The sequence below is a fragment of the Pontibacter liquoris genome (assembly GCF_022758235.1).
In the GTDB taxonomy this organism is placed as follows: domain Bacteria; phylum Bacteroidota; class Bacteroidia; order Cytophagales; family Hymenobacteraceae; genus Pontibacter; species Pontibacter liquoris.
This window is the reverse complement of record NZ_JALEBG010000001.1, coordinates 2,531,088-2,556,896: the sequence shown is the minus strand read 5'-3', so window position 1 is coordinate 2,556,896 and position 25,809 is coordinate 2,531,088. Positions and strand designations below refer to the sequence as shown.

25 protein-coding genes are annotated in these 25,809 nt (G+C 50.4%); 8 read left to right on the top strand and 17 right to left on the bottom strand.

Going from position 1 to position 25,809, the window contains the following annotated elements; all coding sequences use genetic code 11:
- The first annotated feature begins 6 nt into the window (after positions 1 to 6).
- Positions 7 to 1,278, top strand: coding sequence for a threonine ammonia-lyase IlvA (ilvA, locus tag LWL52_RS10600; protein ID WP_242919623.1), 1,272 nt, complete (start codon positions 7 to 9; stop codon positions 1,276 to 1,278).
- 53 nt (positions 1,279 to 1,331) lie between these two features.
- On the opposite strand, the gene LWL52_RS10595 is transcribed toward ilvA, so the two are convergent.
- From LWL52_RS10595 to murB, 4 genes are all read right to left on the bottom strand, one after another.
- Positions 1,332 to 1,790 carry a DUF4923 family protein gene (locus LWL52_RS10595; protein WP_242919621.1) on the bottom strand — a complete coding sequence of 153 codons (459 nt, stop codon included), beginning with the start codon at positions 1,788 to 1,790 and terminating at the stop codon, positions 1,332 to 1,334.
- Between the two features lie 245 nt (positions 1,791 to 2,035).
- A complete protein-coding gene (locus LWL52_RS10590) occupies positions 2,036 to 2,491 on the bottom strand; it encodes a lipocalin-like domain-containing protein (protein WP_242919619.1) in 456 nt (151 codons plus the stop codon).
- 95 nt (positions 2,492 to 2,586) lie between these two features.
- Positions 2,587 to 3,087, bottom strand: a complete 501-nt coding sequence (locus tag LWL52_RS10585; RefSeq protein WP_242919617.1) for a hypothetical protein — start codon at positions 3,085 to 3,087, stop codon at positions 2,587 to 2,589.
- Positions 3,088 to 3,182: 95 nt separating this feature from the next.
- Positions 3,183 to 4,199, bottom strand: coding sequence for a UDP-N-acetylmuramate dehydrogenase (gene murB, locus LWL52_RS10580; RefSeq protein ID WP_242919615.1), 1,017 nt, complete (start codon positions 4,197 to 4,199; stop codon positions 3,183 to 3,185).
- A gap of 272 nt (positions 4,200 to 4,471) precedes the next feature.
- On the opposite strand from murB, the gene LWL52_RS10575 reads away from it, so the two are divergent.
- Positions 4,472 to 5,659 (top strand): THUMP domain-containing class I SAM-dependent RNA methyltransferase, encoded by a 1,188-nt coding sequence (locus LWL52_RS10575; RefSeq protein ID WP_242919613.1) that lies wholly within the window; start codon positions 4,472 to 4,474, stop codon positions 5,657 to 5,659.
- Positions 5,660 to 5,740: 81 nt separating this feature from the next.
- Here the strand turns inward: LWL52_RS10575 and LWL52_RS10570 are convergent, their stop codons facing one another.
- The 8 genes from LWL52_RS10570 to LWL52_RS10535 all read right to left on the bottom strand — a co-directional run bounded on the left by LWL52_RS10570 (position 5,741) and on the right by LWL52_RS10535 (position 13,542).
- Positions 5,741 to 6,583, bottom strand: coding sequence for a 1,4-dihydroxy-2-naphthoyl-CoA synthase (locus tag LWL52_RS10570; protein ID WP_242919611.1), 843 nt, complete (start codon positions 6,581 to 6,583; stop codon positions 5,741 to 5,743).
- 124 nt (positions 6,584 to 6,707) lie between these two features.
- On the bottom strand, positions 6,708 to 7,139 hold the full coding sequence (locus LWL52_RS10565; RefSeq protein WP_242919609.1) for a DUF1810 domain-containing protein: 432 nt from the start codon (positions 7,137 to 7,139) through the stop codon (positions 6,708 to 6,710).
- 95 nt (positions 7,140 to 7,234) lie between these two features.
- Positions 7,235 to 7,423 (bottom strand): hypothetical protein, encoded by a 189-nt coding sequence (locus LWL52_RS10560; protein WP_242919607.1) that lies wholly within the window; start codon positions 7,421 to 7,423, stop codon positions 7,235 to 7,237.
- 186 nt (positions 7,424 to 7,609) lie between these two features.
- The gene (locus LWL52_RS10555) at positions 7,610 to 8,182 is read right to left on the bottom strand and encodes a dihydrofolate reductase family protein (RefSeq protein ID WP_242919605.1); all 573 of its coding nucleotides are present in this window, start codon (positions 8,180 to 8,182) and stop codon (positions 7,610 to 7,612) included.
- A gap of 94 nt (positions 8,183 to 8,276) precedes the next feature.
- Positions 8,277 to 8,915, bottom strand: a complete 639-nt coding sequence (locus tag LWL52_RS10550; protein WP_242919603.1) for a hypothetical protein — start codon at positions 8,913 to 8,915, stop codon at positions 8,277 to 8,279.
- 226 nt (positions 8,916 to 9,141) lie between these two features.
- Positions 9,142 to 10,449 carry a UDP-N-acetylglucosamine 1-carboxyvinyltransferase gene (murA, locus tag LWL52_RS10545; protein WP_242919601.1) on the bottom strand — a complete coding sequence of 436 codons (1,308 nt, stop codon included), beginning with the start codon at positions 10,447 to 10,449 and terminating at the stop codon, positions 9,142 to 9,144.
- A gap of 6 nt (positions 10,450 to 10,455) precedes the next feature.
- Positions 10,456 to 11,124, bottom strand: coding sequence for a DUF4290 domain-containing protein (locus tag LWL52_RS10540; RefSeq protein WP_242919598.1), 669 nt, complete (start codon positions 11,122 to 11,124; stop codon positions 10,456 to 10,458).
- 171 nt (positions 11,125 to 11,295) lie between these two features.
- On the bottom strand, positions 11,296 to 13,542 hold the full coding sequence (locus LWL52_RS10535) for an ATP-dependent helicase (RefSeq protein WP_242919596.1): 2,247 nt from the start codon (positions 13,540 to 13,542) through the stop codon (positions 11,296 to 11,298).
- A 245-nt stretch (positions 13,543 to 13,787) separates the two neighbouring features.
- Between LWL52_RS10535 and LWL52_RS10530 the strand changes: the two genes are divergently transcribed.
- The 5 genes from LWL52_RS10530 (at position 13,788) to LWL52_RS10510 (ending at position 18,929) form a co-directional block, all read left to right on the top strand.
- Complete coding sequence (locus LWL52_RS10530) at positions 13,788 to 15,440, top strand: ankyrin repeat domain-containing protein (protein ID WP_242919594.1); 1,653 nt, start codon at positions 13,788 to 13,790, stop codon at positions 15,438 to 15,440.
- Between the two features lie 188 nt (positions 15,441 to 15,628).
- Positions 15,629 to 16,213: a DUF3109 family protein gene (locus tag LWL52_RS10525; protein ID WP_242919593.1), complete on the top strand. Its 585-nt coding sequence runs from the start codon at positions 15,629 to 15,631 to the stop codon at positions 16,211 to 16,213.
- Between the two features lie 697 nt (positions 16,214 to 16,910).
- The gene (locus tag LWL52_RS10520; RefSeq protein WP_242919591.1) at positions 16,911 to 17,441 is read left to right on the top strand and encodes a hypothetical protein; all 531 of its coding nucleotides are present in this window, start codon (positions 16,911 to 16,913) and stop codon (positions 17,439 to 17,441) included.
- 75 nt (positions 17,442 to 17,516) lie between these two features.
- Entirely contained in the window at positions 17,517 to 18,182 is a 666-nt protein-coding gene (locus tag LWL52_RS10515) for a hypothetical protein (protein ID WP_242919589.1), read from the top strand.
- A 90-nt stretch (positions 18,183 to 18,272) separates the two neighbouring features.
- Positions 18,273 to 18,929, top strand: a complete 657-nt coding sequence (locus tag LWL52_RS10510) for a hypothetical protein (protein ID WP_242919587.1) — start codon at positions 18,273 to 18,275, stop codon at positions 18,927 to 18,929.
- A 168-nt stretch (positions 18,930 to 19,097) separates the two neighbouring features.
- Here the strand turns inward: LWL52_RS10510 and accC are convergent, their stop codons facing one another.
- The 3 genes from accC to efp all read right to left on the bottom strand — a co-directional run bounded on the left by accC (position 19,098) and on the right by efp (position 21,623).
- Positions 19,098 to 20,441: an acetyl-CoA carboxylase biotin carboxylase subunit gene (gene accC, locus LWL52_RS10505; protein ID WP_242919585.1), complete on the bottom strand. Its 1,344-nt coding sequence runs from the start codon at positions 20,439 to 20,441 to the stop codon at positions 19,098 to 19,100.
- A 123-nt stretch (positions 20,442 to 20,564) separates the two neighbouring features.
- Positions 20,565 to 21,056: an acetyl-CoA carboxylase biotin carboxyl carrier protein gene (accB, locus tag LWL52_RS10500; protein ID WP_242919583.1), complete on the bottom strand. Its 492-nt coding sequence runs from the start codon at positions 21,054 to 21,056 to the stop codon at positions 20,565 to 20,567.
- Positions 21,057 to 21,059: 3 nt separating this feature from the next.
- Positions 21,060 to 21,623, bottom strand: a complete 564-nt coding sequence (gene efp, locus LWL52_RS10495; protein WP_242919581.1) for an elongation factor P — start codon at positions 21,621 to 21,623, stop codon at positions 21,060 to 21,062.
- A gap of 279 nt (positions 21,624 to 21,902) precedes the next feature.
- On the opposite strand from efp, the gene LWL52_RS10490 reads away from it, so the two are divergent.
- Positions 21,903 to 23,138, top strand: coding sequence for a pyridoxal phosphate-dependent aminotransferase (locus LWL52_RS10490; RefSeq protein WP_242919579.1), 1,236 nt, complete (start codon positions 21,903 to 21,905; stop codon positions 23,136 to 23,138).
- Positions 23,139 to 23,212: 74 nt separating this feature from the next.
- Here the strand turns inward: LWL52_RS10490 and LWL52_RS10485 are convergent, their stop codons facing one another.
- Both LWL52_RS10485 and LWL52_RS10480 read right to left on the bottom strand, forming a co-directional pair.
- Positions 23,213 to 24,343: an SGNH/GDSL hydrolase family protein gene (locus LWL52_RS10485; protein WP_242919577.1), complete on the bottom strand. Its 1,131-nt coding sequence runs from the start codon at positions 24,341 to 24,343 to the stop codon at positions 23,213 to 23,215.
- 30 nt (positions 24,344 to 24,373) lie between these two features.
- Positions 24,374 to 25,678 carry a hypothetical protein gene (locus LWL52_RS10480; protein ID WP_242919575.1) on the bottom strand — a complete coding sequence of 435 codons (1,305 nt, stop codon included), beginning with the start codon at positions 25,676 to 25,678 and terminating at the stop codon, positions 24,374 to 24,376.
- Positions 25,679 to 25,809 lie beyond the last annotated feature (131 nt).

Below are 25,809 nucleotides of genomic sequence, written 5' to 3'. Positions count from 1 at the left end.
AGCAACGTGGGTAAAACACTGACCGGTACGCAATTCCTTGTTTCGCTGCAGCAGGTGGAGCAGGCTGCGCAAAGGCTCAAAGGGGTGATCGCCAAAACGCCCCTTTTGCAAAACCTTTGGCTGTCACAGAAGTATGGCGCGGAAGTTTACCTGAAGCGGGAAGACCTGCAGGTGGTGCGCTCCTACAAGATACGGGGGGCTTATAACAAGATGGCTTCCCTGCCACCGGCGCAGCGCGAGCAGGAAATTGTTTGCGCCAGCGCAGGCAACCATGCGCAGGGGGTGGCTTATGCCTGCCAGCTGCTGGGCATTAAAGGGTATATCTTTATGCCCGCCGCTACGCCGGCTCAAAAGGTGAATAAAGTACGGCTGTTTGGGAAAGATAAAGTAGAGATCATACTGACGGGCGCTGCCTACGATGATTCCTTTGCGGCCGCCAAGACCTTTTGCGATAGCCGGGGCAGTACCTTTATCGCTCCTTTTGACGACCTGGCTGTGATAACCGGGCAGGCTACTGTAGGGATGGAAATCCTCAGAGAGGCCTCTTTCGGGATCGACTACCTGTTCATGCCTATCGGTGGGGGAGGATTAGCTTCCGGCCTATCGAGCGTGTTCCGGCAGCTTAGTCCGCTGACCAGGCTCGTGGGAGTGCAGCCCTCCGGCGCTCCTTCCATGTACAATTCCATCCGGGCGCAGCAGCGCCAGACGCTGGAGACCATCGACAGCTTTGTGGATGGCGCTGCCGTAAAATGCCCTGGCGAGCTCACGTATGAAATCTGCCGGGAACTGCTGGATGATATTGTGCTGGTACCCGAAGGGCAAGTATGCGAAGACATCCTGAAGATGTATAACGAGGAAGGTGTGGTGCTGGAGCCTGCCGGTACGCTGAGCATCTCGGCGCTCACTGCATATGCCGATCAGATAAAGGGTAAAAACGTGGTCTGTGTCATCAGCGGCAGCAACAACGACATTACCCGAATGGAGGACATCAAAGAGCGGGCCATGCGCCACCAGGGGCTTAAGCACTACTTTATGGTGACCTTTAACCAGCAGCCCGGTGCCTTGCGGACCTTTGTGAACCAGGTACTGCACCCGGAGGATGATATCATCCACTTCCAGTACATCAAAAAGAACAACAAGGAAACAGGCCCTGTCTTTTTAGGGATCGAAGTAAAGGCGCCGCACGATGTGGAGGCCATCAAAACCCGGATGAGCGAAGAAGGGTTCGACTTTGAATACCTGAACGGCAAGCAGGACCTGCTGAGCCTGCTCGTGTAAGCAGCATAAGTATAAACAGCAAAGGCTCCTAGAAAGGAGCCTTTGCTGTTTTTTTATCTGCCGAAGCGCATCTCCACTTTCTCTACCTGTACGGGATCATTCGGATCATTTGCTCCCAGCTCATCAGCCGCAAATTCGAGGTATAGCTCGGTGGCAGTTAACTTTTTGATGGTGGCCTGCGACTCGTCTGCCGTCCCTTTTCCAAAGATGATACTTTGTTCGTTGCTTCCAAACTCCCAGCTGCCATTGCTAGTCTGACCCAGAAAGTTTGAGGTGCCCGTGCCATCATCTTTAAAGAGTAGCCTGAAATTGGAGACGTCAAGACCGACAGCTTCTAATGAGTCGCTGTAATCTACGCCATCAAACAAGACCATCTGGCCCTTCCATTCGCCGCCGGTTAGCAGCGCACGCTTAGAGGGATCTTTGTCGTCGTCATCGTCGTTGCCGCAGCTGGCAAGTGACAGCACAGATAGGACCACAAACAGGAATGCGAGTAACGGATGTTTTTTCATAAGTTTTAATTTTAGGTGAGTGGTGCATTTAAAGGGATAAATAGAAATATATACTTATTTGCGCCGTAGCCTGGCTGACAGGCCGGAGCTTTTATGGCCAATTGAAGCAAAGGGCAGGCAAACAAGTATAAAAGCAGGAGCAAGGTGTTTTCCGGTTTCAGGCAAGTCGGCAGCTATAGGGTAGGTATAAAACAATAAAGGCTCCGCGAAGGGAGCCTTTATTGTTTTACAGAAAGTGTAAAGAATTACTTTACAAAACGGAGTTCAAAGGTAATATCGCCATCAGGATTTTCCAGCACCGAGCTGATGTGGAGTTCATCGGCTGTTAGTTTCTTGATCTCTGAATCGCTTGGTAAGAAATTGAACCGGATCTTGGTATTATTCTCGATCAGATCCCAAGTACCTTCATCCCTGAAATCTTCAACCACCCCGCCTTCGTGTATCTGGCTATAGGTGGCGGTATATTCCCGGTCATCCTTAAATGTTAAGGCAACTGTCTTAATATCGAACAGGATGTCTTTTATCTGAGCATTGTCCGTAGCAGCTGTGCCATTGATGTAGAGCTTAGCGCCATGCCAGGTTTGAGCGGTTAACAAAGCAGCCGGGGTAGGAGCCGTGTCTTTGTCGTCGTCTTTGCTGCAACCAAAAAGCGTTACAAGCAGCACAGCGGCAAATAGGTAGTTTAACAGGTGTTTAGTCATAAATAAAGGGAAGTATGGGTAAGGGCCGTAAATATATTCAAAAAACCGGCACTTCAAAACCCGGCTTCTGATAAACCTTACCTATACTCCTTAACCTATGGCTTTATAAAGCGCAACTCTGTTTTTACGGCATTGCCCCCTGTAAACAGGCTGATCAGGTTTGGATCGACGCCAAGCAGCCGGGCAATTAATTGTACATTGTCCTGGCTGATGGTGGTGCCCAGGTTCAGGTTCTCTTCGGTGAGCGTCAGCACGCTGAGCTTGCCCATCATGTCGAGGGTAAGCGTATCGCCGGCAGCATTCAGGGCCCAGTTGCCTTCCTGCGTCTGCGGCGAACCGTTCAGCGAGAAGGTAGAAGTATAAGTATTATTTTCCCTGAACTCGAGCTGGAGCGATTTAAAGCTTTCAAAGTTGCTGCCAACCCCCGGAATCAGGGCAGCGTTGATGTTGTTGATCAGGACCTGATCGCCAACCCAGGCATGCGACACCAGGAAAGCAGTTTTAGAGGGTTCTTTGTCTTTCTCGTTGTCGCAGGAGGTGAGCAATGCAATTGCAAAAAAAGTCAGCAGCAGGCAACGTAAATGTTTCACGTTCATATAGATCAAATTTGTGGGTTAACCCACCTTATATCGCAGCGGCGGCGCTTAAAGTTGGGCCCAGGCCAGCTTATTTTGAAATGCGGCCCAACCGGCTACAAAATGTTAACTTCCGGGTGCAGTCGGATGCCAAATTTTTCCGCTACCGAATCGATGATGGTATAAGCCAGCTGGCGTACCGCCTGGCCGGAAGCGCCGCCGTAATTGACCAGCACCAGGGCCTGGTTTTTATGCACGCCATAGTTGTCGATCACCTTTCCTTTCCAGCCGCACTGCTCAATGAGCCAGCCGGCAGGTACTTTCACGGTGGTGGGGGTAACCGGGTAAGAAGGAATATCCGGGAATTGGGCCTTCAGGCTTTCATACTGGCTCAGCGGTATTTCCGGATTTTTAAAGAAGCTGCCGGCATTGCCAATTGTCTTCGGATCGGGCAGTTTGCTCTGGCGGATGTGGCACACCGCCCTGCTCACATCCTGTATGGTAGGCTGCTGCACCTGCATCTCTTCCAAGGTACTTTGGATGGCACCGTATGAGGTGTTTAGCGTGTGTTTTTTCTGCAGCTTAAAGGTAACCGCTGTTACAATGAACTGGCCTTTTAACTCGCCTTTGAACACACTTTCGCGGTAGCCAAACCCGCAGGCCGCATGATCGAATGTCTGTACCTGGCCCGTTTCGATATGGACAGCCTCCAGCTCGTAAAAGATATCTTTCAGCTCCACGCCATATGCCCCGATATTCTGTAGCGGCGCAGCACCAACCGTGCCCGGGATCAACGAGAGGTTCTCGGCCCCGCCTAAATCATGCTGCAAGGTATAAAGTACAAACTCGTGCCATACTTCGCCGCCGCCGGCTTTCACCAAGGTATAAGAGTCTGTTTCGCTCACCTTTTCAATGCCTTTAATGCCGTTTTGTAGCACCACGCCGGCAAAGTCTTTTGTGAAGAGCAGGTTGCTTCCGCCACCAAGCACCAGCTTTTCTTCTCTGGCCAGTTCGGGCATCTGGAGCAGTTCCTGCAACTCCTGCACACTATCAAAGCGGGCAAAGAGCCTGGCTTTTACTGCAATGCCAAAGGTATTATAGGGCTGAAGCGAAACGTCTGACTGTATTTTCATAGCGGGTAATTTGCTGCAAAGATAGGGCTATTGAATTAGAAAGTTAGAGGGTTAGAAAGTTAAAAAGGTAGAGAGTGATGAGGTATAGAGAAGTATGAGTAGAAAGGTAAGTATAGCTGTTAAGTTTTTATCCGGATTGTATAATTGAGTTCATACTTCAGCGACAAGCGCACTAAGCCTTTAACTTTCTAACTCATCCCTCTCTAACTTTCTAACTTATTAACTCTCTAACTTTTTCCCCCTATCTTTGCACCCTATTAAGGTATAAGAACATGGCGAAACAGAACCCGAACGGCAATTTCAATATTACGGTCACTACCTTGGCAGGCCTCGAAGAGGTGCTGGCCGCAGAGCTGCAGGCCCTGGATATGGACTATATCAAGGTGGGGCACCGCGCCGTAACCTGCTCCGGCACGCTGCGCCAGCTTTACGAGGCGAACCTGTGGTGCCGCACTGCCATTAGGGTGCTCAAACCCTTCCTCACGTTTAAAGCGCGTAACGAAAAAGAGCTGTATGAGCAGGTGCAGAAAACCAACTGGGCCGAGTACCTGGACCTGGATCAGACCTTTGCAATTGATGCTTCGGTGAGCCACTCCACGTTTGAGCACTCGCTTTTCCTGGCGCAGCTCACCAAAGACGCCATTGTGGACCAGTTCCGCAAAGCCACCGGCGAGCGCCCTTCCGTAGACCGCATCCGCCCGGACGTGCGCCTAAACCTGCACATGCACGAAAACCTGGTAACCCTCTCGCTGGATTCGTCCGGCGACTCGCTGCACCGCCGCGGCTACCGCCTTCAGACAAACGTGGCGCCCCTGAACGAGGTGCTGGCTGCCGGCATTATCGCGCTGACCGGCTGGGATAAAAAAGCAACGCTGATCGACCCGATGTGTGGCTCGGGCACCTTCCTGATCGAAGCGGCCATGATGGCGCAGAACATTGCCCCGGGCCTGTTCCGCCGCGATCCGTTTGGCTTTGAGAAATGGAAAGACTACGATGACAGCCTGTTTGAGATGATCTGGAATACAGCCGAAGCCAAAGTGAAGCGTGAACCACAGGCAACTATCCTGGGTTTCGATATTGACCCGGACTATGTAGAAGCCGCCATGGTCAACATCCGCAATGCCGGGTTGGAGCATGTGATCAGGGTGGAACAGGCCGACTTCTTTAAAACCCAGGCTCCGGCCACGCCAGGTGTCGTGGTAATGAACCCGCCTTATAACGAGCGGATCTTATCGGATGATATTAACCTGCTTTACAAGAATATAGGCGATGCGCTGAAAAATAACTACCAAGGCTACGATGCATTCGTGTTTACGGGAAACCTGGAGGCCGCCAAAAGTATCGGCCTGCGCACCTCGCGCCGCATTCCGCTTTTCAATGGTTCCATCGACTGCCGCCTGCTTAAGTATGAACTCTATAGAGGCAGTAAAAGGGGAGAAGAGCAGGTAAAGGAAGTATAAAGTGATCCTATCGTAATCAAAAACAGAGAAGCCTGCTACATCACTGTAGCAGGCTTCTCTGTTTTTATTTTATACTTCAGATTACGAGATCCAGGGGATGTTCTTGAAGTTTGGTTTGCGCTTTTCCAGGAAAGCGTTGCGACCTTCTTTGGCTTCTTCGGTCATGTAGGCCAGGCGGGTGGCTTCGCCGGCAAAAACCTGCTGGCCTACCATACCATCGTCCGTAGCGTTGAAGGCGAACTTAAGCATTTTGATCGAAGTGGGCGATTTCGCCAGGATCTCCTGGGCCCAGTCGTAAGCGGTGTCTTCCAACTCAGCATGCGGAATCACAGCGTTCACCATGCCCATGTCGTAGGCATTCTGCGCCGAGTAGTTGCGGCCCAAAAAGAAGATCTCACGGGCACGTTTCTGGCCGACCATTTTTGCCAGGTAAGCCGAGCCATACCCACCGTCGAAGCTGGTCACATCGGCATCCGTTTGCTTAAAGATTGCGTGCTCTTTGCTGGCCAGTGTCAGGTCGCATACTACGTGCAGGCTGTGGCCGCCGCCCACTGCCCAACCCGGTACTACGGCAATCACTACTTTGGGCATAAAACGGATCAGGCGCTGCACTTCCAGTATGTTCAGGCGCGGAATGCCTTCTTCATCCACGTAACCCTGGAAGCCGCGCGCATTCTGGTCGCCGCCGCTGCAGAAACTATAAACACCATCTTTGCTGGAAGGACCTTCCGCCGATAATAACACCACGCCTATACTTGTATCTTCGCGCGCATCCAAAAAGGCATCGAACAGTTCGAACACGGTTTTAGGACGGAAGGCATTGCGCACATCCGGGCGGTTAAAAGCGATGCGGGCTACGCCGTCGGCTTTTTTGTAAGTTATATCCTGGTATTCCTTCACGGTTACCCAATTTGCTTTGCTCATATCTCTAGCTGTTAAAACCCAAAGTTAGGCTTTTCTATACTTCGGCTCAAATGATTTTGATGCACATTCCTTCAAGCAGAAAGTGGATTCCGGAAGCGGGAGCGTGCAAGTATAAATTCGAGCGTTAGTTTTCCTGCGCAAGTAATTGCAAGGTCTTCTGATCGGGCTCCCCGTTAAAGTATTTGTCCAGCACCTTCTGAAATACAGGATTGCCTGTGCTTACCGCGTTAAAAAGCGTCATGCTGGATTTCAGTTTCATATCGTCCGGGCTACCGAAGATCTGGCTGGCTGACTTGCCTTTTAAGGTTAATAAAGCCTCCGTAATTTCGAACAATCGTTTTCCTAAAACCGGGTGGTTTAAGTAGGCAACAGCTTCAGCCCGGCTTTTAATGGCGTAGAACTTAGACGTTTCGCTAAAGCCAAGGCCAGCCACCTGCGGAAAAATAAACCACATCCAATGGCTGGTTTTTCGCCCGTTTTTTATCTCGGTCAGCGCAGCCTGGTAAGCATTTTCCTGTGCGTCTAAGAAGCGATGTAGGTTATAGGTATCGGACATTTCGGATAGTAAGTTCGTGCGTGTAGAAGGATAGAACAATGACTAGTGACTGCTAATAAGGTGCTTTACCGCCAACCAGGCCGAAAGTTTTGCGGCTACTCTGTTTTTATTAGCTTCTGATAAGCAATTCTGATAAATCCAGTTACTGCTAAAAACCCAGTCCCTATTAATACCCTATAGTTTTTGAGGATGTTGTCGGGAAACAAGTCCGTTAAGGCAATGATCAGAAGCGTCAAACTAAGCATCCAGAATAGCGCTAAAGCAACTAAGGTAATCTTTTTCATAGCCCTAAGGTTTAAGTTCTTTCTGTTTGTTGTTTCGTTTTAGTTAAAACTAACGCTAATGTTTTGGCGCAGGCTGAGATTCTTAGCACTAAAATTAGTACCAGGCCGAAATATTCAACCTCGCATACATTGGTCTGGAAAGTATGTCAGCCCGCCTGTTGCCAAGCGGCTGCTAACAGTTGGTTGTTATTGTGTATCCACAGTGTAATTCAGCTCAGTTACTCCGCTGGTAAATTGACGGGTGGTTATAAGTTTTAGTTTTGTTTTGTCTTTGATGCCTGTAAACAATGGAATGCCTTCCCCAAGAATAACCGGATTAACAAAAAGCCAGTAGCCGTCTATTAAGTTCTGTTGAATAAGGGCATGTGTTGCTGTCGGGCTACCAAAAAGCAGGATCTCACTACCTGCCTGCTGTTTTATCTCATTTATGCTGTCTGTAAGATTGTCGCTGATAATTGTTGTATTAGGCAAATCAGCGTCTTTCATTGATCTGGATAAAACAATTTTATGCGCTTTGTTATACCACTTTGCGTGATCAACGTCGTGCTTGCTTGCATCCGGCTCATCGCCTGCTGTAGGCCAGTAACTTTCCATCATCTCATAGGTTACCCGTCCATATAAGGCTGCGTCGGTTTCGCTTATCCGCTTCCCGATATGATCAAAAATCTCTTCATCAACTTTAATCCAGTTCATTTCACCGTTTGGTCCTGCTACAAAACCGTCAAGCGAGATGTGCATAAATGAAATAACTTTTCTCATTTGGTTCTTTTTAATTGTTTATGGTTTGTTCCTTTTTTAGGATGAATGCGAAGGTATGAGCTAAACGACGGGCTAGCCCGTCGTTTAGGTGTTGTTAACGGATGTATTTTTTCAAATCTATAATGATTTTCTTCTCCTTCTTACCTTCACCATAAGCAAGAGTCAGAATATCGTCCTTTACATGGTATGCAATTTCGTATTGAGGAATTACTGCTTTGAATGACTTGCTACTAACTGGTATTCTATACTTCTTATCTGAGTCTATGTAATCCATAGTCGGGGAGCATAGATTTTCATCTGTGAAATAAACAAGGAAATCCTCTGTGATGCCCGTTTCATGGTTGTAGATAAGCTCTCCCAATTCTTTTAATATTACCCCTGATTCTTTATCCACTAATATGAAATTACAAGATCCGTTTGCTGGGCAGCCACTTCTAAAAAGCAAATATTTATCGTACTCCTTTGGCATTTGGTAACCTAATCTATAGGTGTAGGCAGATAAATCCGCTTCCAAGGAGTAAAGGATTTTCTTACTTCCAACTATATTTTCTAAAGTAAGCCAAACAGATTCACAATTTGCATGGTAATAAAGTTTGCTCAGGTTCTTCAATAGAGTTGTGTCACAAGGGCAGTTCTCCTTTATCAGCTTGATGTCGTCACAATCTTTCCTTTGCTGTCCTAATACAACAATGGAACAGAAACACATAACTACTATCAATAATAAGTTTTTCATTTTTTGATTTGCCCGCTAACTAATGTATTAACGACCACATACGCTGGTATGCCCTATGTACGGAGCATAAGAAGCCCGTCATACTCTAACTCAGGCTTGCCTTAGTAAGAAGTATATCTGCGAATATAATTTAGCTAATATATAAAGTATAAACGAGACAAATCATCACAAAAAAAGAGCACCCATTTCTGGATGCTCTTCCTGTTTATACTTGTAGCAAAACGAGTTAGATCCTTCTGATCTGCGCGCCGATCGCGTTCAGGCGGCCATCGATGTTCTGGTAGCCGCGGTCAATTTGCTCCACGTTATCGATGATACTGGTACCTTCGGCAGAAAGCGCTGCAATCAGCAGGGCCACCCCGGCACGAATATCGGGCGAGGTCATGCGGATGCCCCGCAGCGGAATATGCTTGTTCTGTCCGATCACAGTGGCGCGGTGCGGGTCACAAAGGATGATCTGAGCACCCATGTCGATAAGCTTGTCAACGAAGAACAGGCGGCTTTCGAACATTTTCTGGTGGATCAGCACAGTGCCTTTGGCTTGTGTAGCGGTTACCAGCGCCACGCTCAGCAGGTCGGGCGTAAGGCCCGGCCAGGTATGATCCGATACGTTCAGGATGCTGCCGTCGATGTAGGTATCGACCTCGTAATGGTCCTGTTGCGGAATATAGATGTCATCGCCACGGAACTCCATCTTCACGCCCAGGCGCTGGAACGTGTCCGGGATCAAGCCAAGCTCCGGTATCTGGCAATCTTTGATGGTGATCTCAGAGCCCGTCATGGCAGCAAGCCCGATAAAAGAGCCGATCTCTATCATGTCGGGCAGCATGCGGTGCTCTGTACCACCCAATTTCTCTACCCCCTCGATCATGAGCAGGTTAGAGCCGATGCCGCTGATTTTGGCACCCATGCGGTTGAGCATGCGGCAAAGCTGCTGCACGTAAGGCTCACAGGCGGCATTGTAAATAGTGGTGGTGCCCTCGGCCCGTACAGCGGCCATCAGGATGTTTGCCGTGCCGGTTACGGAAGCTTCGTCCAGCAGCATGTAGGCGCCTTTCAGGCCATCCCTGGCGGTTACGTTAAAGAAACTGTCCTGCGAGTCGTAGCTGAAGTGCGCCCCCAGCTTTTCAAAGGCAATAAAGTGGGTGTCAAGGCGGCGGCGGCCAATCTTGTCGCCACCGGGCTTTGGCATTTTAGCTACACCAAAACGCGCCAGCATCGGGCCCACGATCATCACAGAGCCACGGATAGCGCGGCCCTGTTCCACAAACTGCGCTGTTTCCAGGTAGTCCAGGTTCACCTTGTCCGCTTTAAAGGTATAGGTGTCAGGGGCATTGCGCTCTACTGATACGCCCAGGTCGTGGAGCAATTCAATTAGTTTATTCACATCCCGGATATCGGGGATATTGGAGATGGTAATAGGTTCGGAGGTGAGCAACACTGCGCAAAGGATCTGCAGGGCCTCATTTTTTGCACCCTGCGGAATAATATCGCCGTGCAGCCTGTTGCCGCCAATTACTTCGAAAGAAGCCATTTAGTACTACTTATTTCTGTTGTTAGAAGAAGATTTCGGGTTGTTTTTGCGGGGTCTGTTGTCGCCGCGGTTTTGTTGCTGCATGCTGCGTGGGTTGTTATCAGGCTGCTGCGGCTTCATATTGGATTCGAACAGGTTGTTGCTTTCAACCGTTTTCAGATCCAGGTTAAGCTTGCCTTTGGAAATAGAGCGGATGTCGTCCAGGATCACGTCGTCCGTAATGCTGTCTTTGTTGTAGGAGCGGTACAGGGTCTTCATCAGCTTGCCGATGGAGATGGTGGCGCTTTCGCGTTCTTTCTCGTCCTCCAGCTCAATAGCTTTCTGTATCAGCAGTTCCACATTGGTGCCGTAGTGCTTAAAGCGAGGCGTTACCAGCGAATACTCCATGCGCTGCGGCTTGTCGTTGAGGTATTCCATCGCATTCAGCGGGTAGGGCGCATCCACATCCAGCGTAGAGCCCGACATCACGAACAAGTGGTTCCAGAGCTTTTGCTGGTAGTCCTGGGTTTCGCGCAGCTGCGGGTTTAGCTTGGCCATCAGGTTGATGAGCAATTGCGACAGACGAGTGCGCTCTGCGCGGTCTTCCACTTTGCTGATATAATTTACCAGGTCCTGCACATTCCGGCCGTACTCGCGCAATAACAGGTCTTGTTTAAAGGTGGTACTAGCTTCCATTATGTCTTTTTAAGAAATTCAAAATTAGGAATTAGAAATGATAGATACGCACAACGTGCATGTATGAATAAGAATTAAGGATTTCGGATGAGGCAACACACAGAAGTAATTCGCTATACTTCTATCTTAGACTTCCAATTTCTAATTTTTAATTCATAATTTATAATTAAATCACTCATGTATGCGCAGTTTGGCAAAGCTCAGCAGCAGGGTTTTTTCGCCTACTTCGTCAAAGTTGATGATGGCTTTGGTGCTGTTGCCCTGGGTATCCATTTTGGTTACTACGCCGAAACCGAATTTGGGATGCTCTACCTTCATGCCTGCTGCCAGGGCGGAGGTGTCGCTGGCCTTAAAATCAGCGGGGGCCGTATAGTTGGTTGCTGCCTGCTTGCGGGGCGGCGGCGTTACGAGGCTACCGATGCTGCTCTTGCGCTGCAATACCCTATCGAGTACGCTGCCTGTGGCTACTGCCTCGCCATACTTAAAGTTGAGGTACTTTGGATCGATCTCATCCAGGAAGCGGCTCTTCTCACAGGAACGCAGGTTGCCCCACTGGTAACGGCTGGTGGCGTACGTCAGGTATAACTTTTTCTCGGCCCGCGTGATCGCCACATAAAACAGGCGGCGTTCTTCCTCCAGGTCGGCCCGTGAGTTAAGCATCATCTGGCTCGGGAACAGGTTTTCTTCCATCCCCACGATAAACACGTTCTTAAACTCCAGGCCTTTGGCCGAGTGGATCGTCATCAGGGTCACAAATTCGCCGCCATCATCAGCCTTTGTATCGGCATCCGTTATCAGGGCAATGTCCTGCAGGAACGAGGAAAGGCTTTTGTCTTCCTTCTCCGGATCGTCCACATACTCTTTTATACCATTCAGCAGCTCCTGTATGTTCTCATAACGGGCCAGGCCTTCTACGGTTTTATCCTGGTACAGATCGTCTACTATGCCTGAGTGCTTGGCGATGTGCTTGGCTACCTCAAAGGCATCGTTCTGCTCGGTCATTACGGCAAAGCTCTTGAGCATGATGGCGAAGTTCTCGATGGCGTTGCCCACGCGGTTGCCCATAAACTGGCTGGCATTCTGCACCACTTCCCACACGCTGTGGTTGGTTTCGTTGGCCAGCACAAAAAGCTTCTGCTCGGTGGTTTCACCAATGCCGCGCTTGGGGTAATTGATCACCCGGCGCAGGGCCTGTTCATCATTCGGGTTCACCGTCAGGCGCAGGTAAGCGATCAGGTCCTTGATCTCCTTGCGCTGGTAAAACGACAGGCCACCGATGATCTTATACTTGATGTTCATGCGGCGCAGGGCTTCTTCCATGGCCCTGGATTGCGCATTGGTGCGGTACAGGATGGCAAAATCGTCATAGGAGAAGTGGTTGTTCATCTTCTCCTCGAATATAGTGGTGGCCACCAGTTTGCCTTCTTCGTTATCCGAGTTGGCCTTTATTACTTCAATCAGCGGACCCTGTTCGTTGTCGGTATAAACATCTTTGCGCAATTGCGCCTGGTTGTTCTTGATCACCGAGTTGGCCGCGTGCACAATGTTTTTAGTGGAACGGTAATTTTGTTCCAGCTTAAAGACCTGCAGCTCGGGGTAGTCGCGCTCAAAGTTGAGGATGTTCTGAATATCGGCGCCCCGGAAGGCATAGATCGATTGGGCATCATCGCCTACCACCACGATATTACGGTTCTGGGCAGCCAGTTTGCGCGTGATCAAGTACTGAGAGTAGTTGGTGTCCTGGTACTCGTCCACCATCACAAACTTAAAGATGTTCTGATACTTGTTCAGCGCATCCGGGTGGTCTTTAAACAACACGTTGGTGTTGAACAGCAGGTCATCAAAGTCCATAGCGCCAGCCCGGAAGCAGCGGTTCTGGTACATTTCGTAAATCTTGCCGATCTTGGGCCGCATGGCCGCTTCGTCGTCCGCCTGTATCACGGCATCGTTGAGGTACTGCCGCACCGAGATCAGCTTGTTTTTGGCTGAGGAAATACGGCCCAGCACCACGTTCGGCTTATACAGCTTATCGTCCAGGATCATCTCCTTCACAATATTGCGAATGAGCGTCTTGGAGTCGTCGGTATCGTAAATGGTAAAGCTTTTGGGGTAGCCGATCTTCTCTGCCTCAGCGCGCAGGATGCGCGAAAAGACTGAGTGGAACGTGCCCATCCAGATACTTTTGGCCTCGTTGCCGATCACCTTCTCGATCCGGTGGCGCATTTCCTTGGCCGCTTTGTTGGTAAAGGTCAGGGCCAGAATGTTGAACGGATCCACCCCCAGGCTGATGAGGTGGGCGATCCGGTAGGTGAGCACCCGGGTTTTGCCCGAGCCGGCACCCGCTATGATCATGGCCGGGCCCTCGGTGTGCAGCACCGCGCCGCGCTGCGATTCGTTCAATAAATTTAAGTAATCCATTTCTTCTCTTCCGCGTGCATCTTAAAATCTATGCAAGTTACAAATACAATTTCGTTTTCAGAATGGCAAGGCCACTTTTGCCGGCAGCAACAGGCGCCCATACCTTAACAGATGAACAACAGGCAGCCACAAAGCGTTTAGCACGGGGCTTAAAAACAGAAAAAAAGGCTTTCTGGTGCTATTTTTGATTTAGAGCCATGATAGCTGTAATTTTGAGGCACATGAAACATATTTCCGACACTCTTTTGAAAAAGCATAACCGTTTCGCCCTGCAAACGCTTATGTTGCTGTTGTGCTTTGCATTGATGAGCCCGCTAGCGATTGCCCAGACCAAACCAAAGGCTGCTCCCGCTAAAGCAAAAACCACCCAGCCTGCTAAAAAAGCGGCAACAGGCACCCGTAAAGCGGCCACCAAAGCCGTTACAACAGCCCCGGTGCAGGCTGAGAAGCTGATCTGGCGCAGCCCTGCCGTCCAGCAAGGCCTGGCCTATTATACTTCGCTGAAATTTCCGGAAGCATACGCTAAGTTTAAGGAGGGCGCCAGCAAAGGCGATAGTGATGCCTTATACTTTATTGGCCGCATGCACCAGTACCGCCAGCTCAAGTATAAAGATGTGCAGGTCGATACGCTGCAACAGATCCAGAATGCTGAGAAATTTTTTGCTGCCAACAAAGATTCTGCTGCTTATTACTACCAGGCGGCCGTAGACAGCGGCAGCGTGCTGGGGCACCTGGGCCAGGCGGAGATGATGATCCTGCAGACGCAGGAAGACAAGCAGCGTTTTCTGCAACACATGCGCACGGCGGCTATCGAGATACGGGAGAAAGCTGTGGAAGGAGATGCCTTTTGTAACCGCATTTTAGGGAGCATGTACTACACCGGTTTCGGGGAACTGAAGGACCTGGGTCTGGCACTGAATTATCTGAACCGGGCCGCGCAGAAGAACGATGTGGTGACTTATACTTACCTGGCCAACATGTACCTGGATGGGGAAGGCGTGAAAAAAGATACCGAAAAAGCGGTGGCTTACCTGAAAAAAGGAGCGGCCGCCGGCGACCGGGAGGCACTCTATACCCTGGCGTTGCTATATGAAGAAGGCACGATAGGGGAGGTGAACATTCCTGAAGCCCGTAAGCTTTACCGCCAGGCTGTTTCTAAAGGAAGTATAAGCGCCTATGAGCAGCTGCGCTACATCAACCAGACTGCCGACCAGAAGGTGGTGATTGCGGCCATTAACCGCGACCCGGACATGTTGAAACGGGCGATTGCCGCCGGCGGCAATGTGAACACCCAGGCGGTACCCGATGATTACGAAGCCAACCTGCATGGCCGTACGCCGCTGATGCATACCGTTTTTATACCGATGCTGCTGGAAGATTACGGCGTAGTATATGAGCCGGAAGTAAGACTGAAAACGGCCAGCCAGCTGCTTCGGAAAGGGGCCAAAGTAAATGCCCAGGATCTGGATGGAAAAACAGCCTTGCATTATGTGGTGAACTGCTCACGCATCCAGACGGAGTTTTTTGAGCAGGAACAGGTGCAGTTGCTCGACACGCTTTTTCGCTACGGCGCTGATCCGAATGTGCCCGACAAGCAGGGCAATACGGTGCTGGCGCAGGCCCTGCAGGCTACCATTGGCCAGCATATCGGTATTCTGGAGATGAACAAGCTGCTGGCTTCGGGCGCTAACCCAAACATCCGCAACCAGGATGGCAAAACGCCCTTGATGCTGGCCTGCGAAATGGATGCCAACTACGAGATCATCCTTGCGCTGCTGCAGGCAGGCGCCGACCCCAAACTGACCGACAACAATGGCAAGGCCGCCATCGATTTTACTAAACACGAAAACGTGCAGAACATTTTGCTGGCAGCCGGCTCGCCGCAACCCAGGCAATAGGGGTCAACTATAAGCTTTTAATCAAAGGCTGAAAGATAAGGGCCCTTGTTGCTTCGGGAAGTATGGCTTGGGCTGAAACAGCAATTTTAAACTATTTTCCCGCTACCTTTGTCTCCTCTATACTTAAAGAGGATGAACGTAAAAAGCTTTATGCTCTTTTGTCCTTTGTCTTTCGTCAATAAAAAACCATGATAGTCCTTCAGAATACCGTTATCAGCGACGACATCCGCGAAAAATTTTTTGTGTGCAACCTGGAGCGGTGCAAGGGCGCCTGCTGCGTGGAGGGAGACCTTGGCGCGCCGCTGGAAGGCAGTGAGCTCAACCTGCTGGAGCAGCATTACGATAAAATAAAGCCCTATATGTCAGGTGCCGGCAAACAGGCCATCGAGGAGCAGGGCCTGTATGTGATGGACTTTGAAGGCGATTACTCCACCCCAACTATCGGGGACCGCGAGTGCGCGTACGCGATCTATGATGAGCATAAAGTGCTGAAATGTGCGATAGAGCAGGCGTATTTAGACGGCGTGATCGACTGGAAGAAACCGATTTCCTGCCACTTATACCCAATCCGCATCACGAAATACGATGATTTTGAAGCCCTCAATTACGATCGTTGGCATATCTGCAACCCGGCCTGCAGCTTTGGCGAGGACGTGGGCGTACGTGTGTACCAGTTCCTCAAAGAGCCGCTTATCCGCAAGTATGGCAAAGACTGGTACCAGGAGCTGGAGCAACTTGTAGCCGAGGAAGAAGGAAACAACGCGAAGGTCTGATATTAAGAGGAAGTATAACACAATGGGAAAAGAGCGTCACTAACAGGTGGGGCTCTTTTTTTATGCCCCTTGTGTCCGGTTTTCGCTAAGCTATATTCCCAATCCTTCAGCCTGTTCAGTTCCGGACAGAGCTTGTTCAGTTCTGGACAACTATTCGAGCTGTCAAGTATAGTAAATATTTATAATAAATTGAATGTCAATAATATAACAGTTTGGCATATACTTTGCAAATGTGAAAAAACCAAGTATAAAATGAATTATGAAACGAGAAAGTATACACCTAGACCAGCAGATACACAGCGAGATGAATAGCTGGGCCGTCTGTTTTAACCTGTCAGACGACTATGCAGGTTTTGCCCTAATCCCTTTGGCCCGGGCTTATCAACTAAAAATTAGGAGGCTGTAGTACTTCCAATTTCCGATCAGATTCCTTCGCTAACTACTTTAAGAATTTATTCGCTAACTGCCTGAGATATAATATATAGCCGCAAAGGCAGCTTAAGGATAAAAGTTCACAGCAAGATTTTAAACCTGCTTCCAAGCACACTCTAACCCAGCATTATAGGCAGTTACGCTTATTTTCCTGGGCAGGCATTCCACGCCCTTTCATGTTAAAATCTGCTGCCCTCAACCCTTTGCCTGACCCGGATAACTATAAAACTAAATCCATACTTATTCAACGCTAAAAATTAACACTATGAAAAAGATCATTACTTCGTTTCTCTGTGTGGCCGCTGCCACCGCACTGGCCTTGCCTTCGCAGGCGCAAATTACTGCCCGGAACAAGTACCTGAATGCCGGCATCGGTATTGGCGCTTATACGGCCGGCGGCATACCGATCGGTGCCTCGCTGGAAGTAGACATCAAAAACAATATATCGGCAGGCGGTTTTGTCGATTATGCCCGCTACGGCTACAAGGCAGGCGGCTATAGCTGGCATTATAATTTTGTTTATTTCGGCGCCCGCGGCTCTTACCACCTGATTGACGTGCTTTCCGGCAACGAAGCCAGCAAATGGGATCCGTATGCCGGGGTTTCTGTAGGCGTGCGGACAGCCTGGTACAGCGATAACCAGTCGGATACGGATTTCGAAAGTCCCTATGCCGGCGGTGTTTTTGCCGGCATCCACGTCGGTAGCCGCTACATGTTCACCGATAAAGTAGGCGCTTTTGCTGAAGTGGGGTATGGCGTAACCGCCCTGCGCCTCGGAGTAGCGGCAAAGTTCTAAGGTGCTGTTCCAGTCGCACAAAACCCCCTTCAAGAATTTAAAACAAAATCATATACTATTATAAAATCTACAACTATGAAAAATTTATTTCGCTTTCCGCTTGCCGTTATGGCTGTGTCTCTTGGTCTGTTGGCTACTTCCTGCTCCCAAGATGATGACCAGGATACGGATGTTATTCCTACACCCTCGGGCAACACCGAGTATAACGGGCAGGGCTATACCATCAAAAATGGCTTTTACCTGAATGGCGGCTCGCTGAGTTTGTTTGGAGGGGACGATACCCACTACATGGACTACTTCCTGATAACGGACGGCACGCCAACCATTGGCAGCAATGGCGAGGTCAATGATCTCCAGAACGGCAAGATCGCGATACTTACTCCTCTTTTCTCGGCCGGTGGCAACAGCTTTAAAACAGGCCATTTTGTATATGCGGACCTATCTGCGGATACCGACCTGGAGGAAGTTGAACTGGAAGCCAAGTATGGCGGAAAATCCTTCTTCTTTCAAACAATGGTCATGATCGACTCAGATGGGGACAGCAACTGGGAAGAGGAGGCTGACATTGAAATTACCGGGGGCACCATCGACGTGAGCGGCAGCCTGCCGAACCTGACAATGTCTTACAACCTGCAGACAGCAGGCGGTAAGGTGCTTAAAGGGAGCTACAGCGGCAAGTTTACCCTGATCGAGGGAGATGACGACGGCGAAGGCCTGAAGCCGCAGCTTTCCCTGCAGTAAAAGGAGTAGGATAGGGCGGGGCAGTTGGAACTGCCTCGCCCTGCTACACTCTGATATCAATTATTATCATCACCTTAAAGTCATTCTAAAATGAAAAGATATTATCTATTGTTCGTTATCGCCTTGATTGCCTCTTTTGCCCAGGCGCAGGTTTTTCGGGGAGAAGGCACCAAACAGGTTTTTGAGAGTCCGAACCTGCGTTCCGCGCTGCCTCACCACAAGACAGTGGCCATTCTGCCCTTCGAGGCGAAGATCACTTACAAAAAGCAGCCGAAGAACTTCAGCGCCGCAGCGAACCGCGACCAGGAAATTACGCTGGCGCAGAACATCCAGAACAGCATGTATACCTACCTGTTGCGAAAGTCCAAGGCCTATTCGGTGAGCTTCCAGGATGTAGAGAAAACCAACATCCTGCTGCGAAAAGCCGGCATGTTTGAGCACCTGCAGGAGTATACGCGCGATGAAATTGCCAAAGTGCTGGGCGTGGATGCCGTGATCGGCGGCAAGTTCGATATGGAGCAGTCTAAATCAGAAGGAGCCGCACTGGCGACAGCTGTGGTGCTGGGCGGCCTGGGAGGCAAAACCGGTTCAGGCTCACTTACCATGACGATCAGTGACGGAAAAGACGGCGAACTGCTCTGGCGCTTCTTTAAGACCATGGATGATGACATCCTGGCTTCTACCGACGATATGGTGGAGCGCATGATGCGCAAGGTTTCCCGTAACTTCCCTTATGCCACCGAGTAGCGCCTGGCATTCGTAACAGAAGTATGGACAAGGTATAAAGAGAACCTAGATTCCGACTCCTGAACGATAAAGGGTCATCACTGAAGTATAAACTATGCAAGTATAAAAGAAAACCCGCAGCCGGGTAGTGGCTGCGGGTTTTCTTTTATAAAAGGAAATATATTGCTGCTACAAAGCATCAAAATCAAAATTCTCGAGGTAAGCTGTGGTGAAGTTTCCTTCCTTGAAACCAGTATCATCCATCAGCTTCAGGTGGAAAGGCACGGTGGTTTTCACCCCTTCGATCACGAACTCGCTCAGGGCGCGCTTCATTTTCACCAAAGCCTCTTCCCGCGTCTGGGCCGTTACGATAAGCTTTGCGATCATCGAGTCGTAGTTCGGCGGGATAGTATAGCCAGAGTAAACGTGCGAATCGACGCGAACACCATGGCCACCCGGCACATGCAGCGTCGTGATCTTGCCCGGCGACGGACGGAAGCCGTTCTTGGGGTCTTCAGCATTGATTCGGCACTCGATGGCGTGCATCTTCGGATAGTAGTTCTTGCCTGAGATCTTCTCGCCGGCGGCTACCTTTATCTGCTCTTTGATCAGGTCGTAATCAATTACCTCTTCCGTGATCGGGTGCTCTACCTGGATACGCGTGTTCATCTCCATAAAGTAGAAGTCGCGGTTCTTGTCTACCAGGAACTCGATTGTACCCACGCCTTCGTAATTGATGGCTTTGGCGCCGGCAATGGCGGCTTCGCCCATTTTATCACGCAGCTTGTCGGTAATAAACGGCGAAGGCGTTTCTTCTACCAGTTTCTGGTGGCGGCGCTGAATGGAGCAGTCGCGCTCCGAAAGGTGCGCTACGTGTCCGTGCTGGTCACCGATGAGCTGTATCTCGATGTGGCGTGGCTCTTCTACAAACTTTTCCAGGTAAATGCCGTCGTTTCCGAAAGCGGCTTTGGCCTCGGTGCGGGCATCGTTCCAGGCTTTCTCAAACTCAGAATCGTTGCGCACAATGCGCATGCCGCGGCCACCGCCACCTGCTGTTGCTTTAAGTATAACCGGGTACTTCACTTTCTGAGCCAGCTTTATACCTTCCTCCATGTTCTTCAGCAGTCCCTCGGAACCCGGAATGGTTGGTACACCGGCTTTTTTCATCGTAGCCTTGGCCGATGCCTTATCGCCCATGGAGTTGATCATCTCGGGCGTGGCACCGATGAATTTGATGTTGTTTTCGGCGCAGATGCGCGAAAACTCGGCATTCTCAGACAAAAAGCCGTAGCCCGGGTGAATGGCGTCGGCGTTGGTGATCTCGGCGGCCGCAATGATGTTGGGAATGTTCAGGTACGACTGCGCACTGGGGGGAGGCCCGATGCAAACTGCCTCATCGGCAAAGCGCACGTGCAGGCTCTCTTTGTCGGCCGTAGAGTATACGGCTACCGTCTTAATGCCCATCTCCTTGCACGTACGGATAATGCGCAATGCTATTTCGCCTCGGTTGGCGATCAATATCTTCTTAAACATGGTTTCAGATTTGGAGATTTGAAGATTTGCAGATTTGAAAAGTATGAATAATGAAAATGGAGACGTTTATAAGACCATCTCCATCTCCAAATTTTCGCACTTCCAAATTTTCAAATTGGAAAATTAGCTAGGATCTACCAGAAACAGGGGCTGATCGTACTCGACAGGGCTGGCATTGTCTACCAGCACTTTTACAATTCTGCCGGATACTTCCGACTCGATCTCATTGAAGAGTTTCATGGCTTCGATGATGCAGATCACCTGGCCTTTTTTCACCTCATCGCCTACGTTCACAAAAATAGGCGATTCCGGGCTGGAAGCGCGGTAAAACGTTCCGATCATCGGCGCTTTGATGGCAATATACTTGCTGTCGTCAGAAGCGGCGGGCGCAGCAGCAGGGGCTGGCGCAGGCGTAGCAGCTGCTGCCGGGTGAGGCAGTGGTGCGGGCGCAGCGGCTGGAGCTGCGGCTGCCGGTGCTGGCTCGCTTACATACTTCACTTTCTGGTTAGGCTCGCGCTGCACCGAAATTTTAAACTCTTCTGTTTCGATGTTGACTTTGTTAAGGCCAGACTTGGCGATAAAGTCGATCAGATCCTGGATTTCTTTAGCTTTCATGGGTTATTTTACTCTCTCAGCGTATGAATAAGTACGAGTGTCTACTTTGATTTTTTCGTCCTGGCCAATGAACAAAGGCACCTGGATGGTAGCGCCAGTCTCTACTATAGCCGGCTTGGAGGCGTTGGTAGCAGTATCGCCCTTTAAGCCCGGCTCGGTATACGTAATGGTCAGTTCAACAAAAGGAGGTATCTCGCAGGTCAGCGGTGTCTCGGTTTCGGCATGAAACAGGATGGTTACTTCCTGGCCTTCTTTCATCAGGTCCGCAAAAGGAACCATGGCATCTTCCAGCGTCACCTGCTCAAAAGTGTTCATGTCCATGAAGTTGTAGCCCAGGTCATCCTTATAAATGAACTGGTGCGGACGCTGTTCCACCCGGGCAGTCGTGATCTTATGTCCGGCAGAAAAGGTGTTGTCGATTACCTTGCCCGTCTTTATGTTTCGGAGTTTTGTTCTAACAAAGGCAGGGCCTTTTCCTGGCTTTACGTGCTGGAAATCGATCACAACGTACAGGTCGTTGTTGAACTCCATACACAATCCGTTCCTAATATCAGCGGTGTTTGCCATACAATAATCTGTTGCTAAATTTTGATTAAGGGAGTAAAAGTAAAGCTGTTTTTCGTGTGTTGCAAAACAAAGGTAGTTATTCTCCTGAAAAACTCCTTATAGGGGTTCCGAATCGCGTGCATCGGGCACTTCATCCTTCTGTTTTAGTCGTTGCGCCCGGAAAAGGTTTTGGCCCGGTTAGCTGTTGCGGGAATGCGGTTGGCAATTTTTTTGTTCGGGGCCAAAGCATTCTACTATAATCGGGGCAAAACATTACTTTTGATAAATTTTTTTCAGCATATGATACAGCGCAGCACACGCCTGGATAGTGTTCATTACGAACTATGCGGGCCCGTTTATGAGCAGGCAAAAGCCCTGGAGCAGCAAGGGCATACGATTACCAAACTGAACATCGGGAACCCGGCTCCCTTCGGCTTTCATGCCGCCCCGGAATTGGTGGCGCAGCTGGTGCAGCATTTAACGCTGGCCCAGGGCTACTCCGATCATAAAGGCCTGCTCGAAGCGCGTCAGGCACTGCAGGTATATTACCAGGGTAAGGGCCTTTTGGGCGTCCACACCGATGATATTTTTATTGGTAACGGCGTAAGTGAGCTGATCCTGCATGCGGTGCAGGCGCTGCTCAACGACGGGGACGAGGTGCTGGTGCCCACCCCCGATTACCCGCTCTGGACAGCAGCTGTGCGCTTTTCGGGTGGCAAGGCCGTGCATTACCTTTGCGATGAGGAAGCAGACTGGAACCCGGACCTGGCAGACATCAGAAGCAAGATCACATCCCGCACACGGGCGCTGGTGATCATCAACCCCAACAACCCGACCGGCGCGGTGTATAGCCGCGAGGTACTGCAGCAGCTGGTGCAACTGGCCGAAGAGCATGAACTGGTGCTTTTTTCGGATGAGATCTACGATAAGATCCTGTATGACGAGGCGGTGCACCATGCCACGGGTAGTTTCTCGGACAAGGTGCTGACCGTAACCTTTAGCGGGCTTTCCAAGAACTACCTGGCAGCGGGTTTCAGGGCCGGTTGGATGGTGGTGAGTGGCGCCCGTGCCAAAGCAGCTGCTTACCTGGATGGCCTTAATACGCTGGCCAGCCTGCGCGTGTGCAGCAATGTGCCAGCCCAATACGCCATTAAAACAGCATTGGAGAGCGACCACACCATGCAGGGACTGGTGCTGCCCACCGGCCGGCTGCGGATGCAGCGCGATCTCTGCTACGAGAAACTCACAGCCATACCGGGTATAAGCTGCGTGAAGCCCAAAGGCGCATTTTACCTGTTCCCTAAAATTGATGTGCGCAAGTATAACATTCAGGATGACCAGGCACTGGTGTTGGATTTTCTGCGCGAACAACACGTGCTGCTGGTGCAGGGCAGCGGCTTTAACTGGCAGCAGCCCGACCATTTCCGCATCGTATACCTGCCGGAGGCAAACCAGCTGGCCCATACCATGGACAAACTGGCAACCTTCCTGACAACGTATCAGCAAAGTATACCACAACCACTGGCTTTGGCGTAAACAGCATTTATACTTGTTGGTTAAAAAAAGCGGCTCCCGGGTAAGGGAGCCGCTTTTTTTATGGCAGGTGGCACCTACCAGCTTATATTACTTTCTATAAAGCGGATGAGGCTGTTGGCGAGTTGCTGTTGTTCCTGTCGGTCGGGGTGCCCCGGCGTGTTTTTGTAGGGCACCACCAAGGTATGGATCTTCGTATCGTGCATACCTGCTACCGCCTGCTGTACATACCCGGGCCAGGGTGAGCCTTCTCTGGTAATATCCATATTGCCCAGCATACAGATGATCTGCGCATCCGGGTATTTGGCCCGGATCTGCTGCACAAAGGAGCGGTAAGCATTGACGATAAATTCCTGCGAAGGCGGCGTGGTGCCAAACACTCGTTTAAACTCATCATGCTCCGGCCGCTTTACCAGCCACGAGTCGTTTTGCAACAGGTTAATGACCACTATATCGGGTTTATACTTTGTGAAGTCCCATTTGCTTTCCGGAAGGGCCGGATTCAGGCGGTCGAAGATCTCGGGCATGGTATACGGAAACCAGCTCACCATCACCCCAATGCCGCTTTTGCAGATGACGTGAGAGGCCGCACTAAAATGGCGGGCTGTCAGGGCCGCATAGCTCAGGTAGTGGTTGGTGTAGGTGCTGTCGGGCTGGTCTTTGCCGGAATTATCTTCCACGGCATAGCCGGCCGTAATGGAGTTGCCATAGAACTCGATTCGTCTTTTCTGAGGTGCCGGTGGCGGCAGTAACTTGGTATCGCTGCCCAGCTCAAACCCATAAAATTGGGTTTTGCCCCGGTCGTATTCCGTGCGCTTAAAGAGCTCGAGCGTATGTTTCCCTTCGGGTAGATTATATGTTAAGGTATACGCCCTGCGGGTTGTGTCCGGCCGCAGCAGGTGCAGGCTGTCACCGTCCACGATCACATTATAGTAGTTATCTCCGCTTTCATCTTTGAGCCACGCTTTCACCGTGGTGCCCTCAAAATTGAGGCGGATCGTAGTCCCCGACCAGTACAGTTCGGCTGCATCCGGCCCGGCGTGCCCGATGCGGCCCTGGTAGGCAATGTGGCTGTCCTGGGCGCTGACCAGCGCGCCTTGCGCAGGGCTTTGCGTGGCCGGCGTTGTTTTACAGCTGGCTGTTAGCAGCCCCAGCAGCACCAGGGCAGTAGTGGTGACCTTTTTTAAAGTTGGTAGTGTCTGCATCATAAGAGTATAAATCTCCGGGCAAGATACATTTTACCTGGTTAGGTAATAACGAAAGCCCACCTGTAAGCACGATTCCATTAGCGTATAGTTAGCTGAATGGGCGATGGGAACCGGTGGCGCATAAGCAAAGGCTACTTCCGCTCTGTCGAACAAAACAAGGCCGGCTTTCGCTGAAAAATTCATCCACAAGGTATTAAAAGAGGCATAGTCCGGTGTTTTATCCGGTGCCAGGGCAACTCCCTGCTCTGCGTTGATGATGTACGTTATCTTGTATTCGTTCCCGGCATAAGCGCTTAAATTGAAGCCTGCACCCACGCCTGCATAGAATCTGATGTTGCCTTTGGCGTAAAGATGATACATGACCTGCGGGCTGGCGGACAGCGTCTGCTGTGAAAAGCTGTAGTTGTGATCATAGTAGCTTAGCGTACTTCCGTACCTGTGCTCGCGGGCATAAAAATCAAAGTGTGAGGGAGCTGTATAGGATAGCTCTGCCCGGAAGAATAGGCGCCTGGTATTAGGGTTTGCAAACTTATCAAAGCCCAGTATAAGCGTAGGGGCAAGCGTAGTTTGCGGGCCACCGCTTGCTGCCATCACCTCAGCACCTTTAAATCGGGCATTGCTTGCTGTCAGACCTGCGCCTACAAAAAACCGGAGGGAGGAAGGTCGGGAGCCGGCTTTCTCACTTACAGGTTTCTGCGCACCGTTAATGGCAGCTACTACCGCGGCCAAAGCAGCGGTGGAATAATCTGCCCCGAAAATCTGCTGCTTCAGTTCCTCTGAAACCGGCCCATACTTGGCAGCGGCAAGCACCAGCTGCCCGGCATAAAGATTTAGGGTATTCACTTTCCTACCTTGGTTTGTGTTCACAAAGTATTTCCGGTAACCCAGTTCGTATACTTGGCCTTGGGGCCTTTCCGCCAAAAAAAAGCGGGTTTTGATGTTATCTGTATATGAGAGGAGGCGCAGGTTCTTTCCGGTTGAAACTACTTTCATAAATACGGTGGCTGTAAGTCTGCTGGTATCCGGGCCCACCGTCAGGTGGTTATACTGGATCTGGTCCATACTTATGGGGCCATGATACTGCTGGTATGCTTCCAGGCCACTCACCTCCAGGTAGCGGCTGTTTTCGGGCGTGAGCTGCTGTGCGGTGCCTGCGTCTGGCGTGGTCCTGAAGGTAATGGTTTCCGGGCTGTTGCGCCACTCCCGGTAGTCGATGTAGCCGCGCAGCGTATCGCCCTGCGTGGTAACAACCAGGCCCGGGCGGAAGTTTGATTGTGCCGCTGCCAGCAAAGGGAGTAAGAAGATAAATGTAATGATAGTAAGGGTTTGCCGCATAGTTGTTTGTGTTTCAGAGAGAGGTATGCTTAAAGGAGGAATTTTCTTTTAGTACAATAAAAGTAATATATATAAATAACAACTACTTTAAACAGAAGATTTTTGTTCATAATTCCAGCGCGCCTGGCTCT

What these genes read in the sequence shown, in the direction of transcription:
- LWL52_RS10595 (WP_242919621.1), bottom strand. Translation starts at nt 1,790, where the DNA reads ATGAAAAAACATCCGTTACTCGCATTCCTGTTTGTGGTCCTATCTGTG.
- LWL52_RS10590 (WP_242919619.1), bottom strand. Translation starts at nt 2,491, where the DNA reads ATGACTAAACACCTGTTAAACTACCTATTTGCCGCTGTGCTGCTTGTA.
- LWL52_RS10585 (WP_242919617.1), bottom strand. Translation starts at nt 3,087, where the DNA reads ATGAACGTGAAACATTTACGTTGCCTGCTGCTGACTTTTTTTGCAATT.
- murB (WP_242919615.1), bottom strand. Translation starts at nt 4,199, where the DNA reads ATGAAAATACAGTCAGACGTTTCGCTTCAGCCCTATAATACCTTTGGC.
- LWL52_RS10575 (WP_242919613.1), top strand. Translation starts at nt 4,472, where the DNA reads ATGGCGAAACAGAACCCGAACGGCAATTTCAATATTACGGTCACTACC.
- LWL52_RS10570 (WP_242919611.1), bottom strand. Translation starts at nt 6,583, where the DNA reads ATGAGCAAAGCAAATTGGGTAACCGTGAAGGAATACCAGGATATAACT.
- LWL52_RS10565 (WP_242919609.1), bottom strand. Translation starts at nt 7,139, where the DNA reads ATGTCCGATACCTATAACCTACATCGCTTCTTAGACGCACAGGAAAAT.
- LWL52_RS10560 (WP_242919607.1), bottom strand. Translation starts at nt 7,423, where the DNA reads ATGAAAAAGATTACCTTAGTTGCTTTAGCGCTATTCTGGATGCTTAGT.
- LWL52_RS10555 (WP_242919605.1), bottom strand. Translation starts at nt 8,182, where the DNA reads ATGAGAAAAGTTATTTCATTTATGCACATCTCGCTTGACGGTTTTGTA.
- LWL52_RS10550 (WP_242919603.1), bottom strand. Translation starts at nt 8,915, where the DNA reads ATGAAAAACTTATTATTGATAGTAGTTATGTGTTTCTGTTCCATTGTT.
- murA (WP_242919601.1), bottom strand. Translation starts at nt 10,449, where the DNA reads ATGGCTTCTTTCGAAGTAATTGGCGGCAACAGGCTGCACGGCGATATT.
- LWL52_RS10540 (WP_242919598.1), bottom strand. Translation starts at nt 11,124, where the DNA reads ATGGAAGCTAGTACCACCTTTAAACAAGACCTGTTATTGCGCGAGTAC.
- LWL52_RS10535 (WP_242919596.1), bottom strand. Translation starts at nt 13,542, where the DNA reads ATGGATTACTTAAATTTATTGAACGAATCGCAGCGCGGCGCGGTGCTG.
- LWL52_RS10525 (WP_242919593.1), top strand. Translation starts at nt 15,629, where the DNA reads ATGATAGTCCTTCAGAATACCGTTATCAGCGACGACATCCGCGAAAAA.
- LWL52_RS10520 (WP_242919591.1), top strand. Translation starts at nt 16,911, where the DNA reads ATGAAAAAGATCATTACTTCGTTTCTCTGTGTGGCCGCTGCCACCGCA.
- LWL52_RS10515 (WP_242919589.1), top strand. Translation starts at nt 17,517, where the DNA reads ATGAAAAATTTATTTCGCTTTCCGCTTGCCGTTATGGCTGTGTCTCTT.
- LWL52_RS10510 (WP_242919587.1), top strand. Translation starts at nt 18,273, where the DNA reads ATGAAAAGATATTATCTATTGTTCGTTATCGCCTTGATTGCCTCTTTT.
- accC (WP_242919585.1), bottom strand. Translation starts at nt 20,441, where the DNA reads ATGTTTAAGAAGATATTGATCGCCAACCGAGGCGAAATAGCATTGCGC.
- accB (WP_242919583.1), bottom strand. Translation starts at nt 21,056, where the DNA reads ATGAAAGCTAAAGAAATCCAGGATCTGATCGACTTTATCGCCAAGTCT.
- efp (WP_242919581.1), bottom strand. Translation starts at nt 21,623, where the DNA reads ATGGCAAACACCGCTGATATTAGGAACGGATTGTGTATGGAGTTCAAC.
- LWL52_RS10490 (WP_242919579.1), top strand. Translation starts at nt 21,903, where the DNA reads ATGATACAGCGCAGCACACGCCTGGATAGTGTTCATTACGAACTATGC.
- LWL52_RS10485 (WP_242919577.1), bottom strand. Translation starts at nt 24,343, where the DNA reads ATGATGCAGACACTACCAACTTTAAAAAAGGTCACCACTACTGCCCTG.
- LWL52_RS10480 (WP_242919575.1), bottom strand. Translation starts at nt 25,678, where the DNA reads ATGCGGCAAACCCTTACTATCATTACATTTATCTTCTTACTCCCTTTG.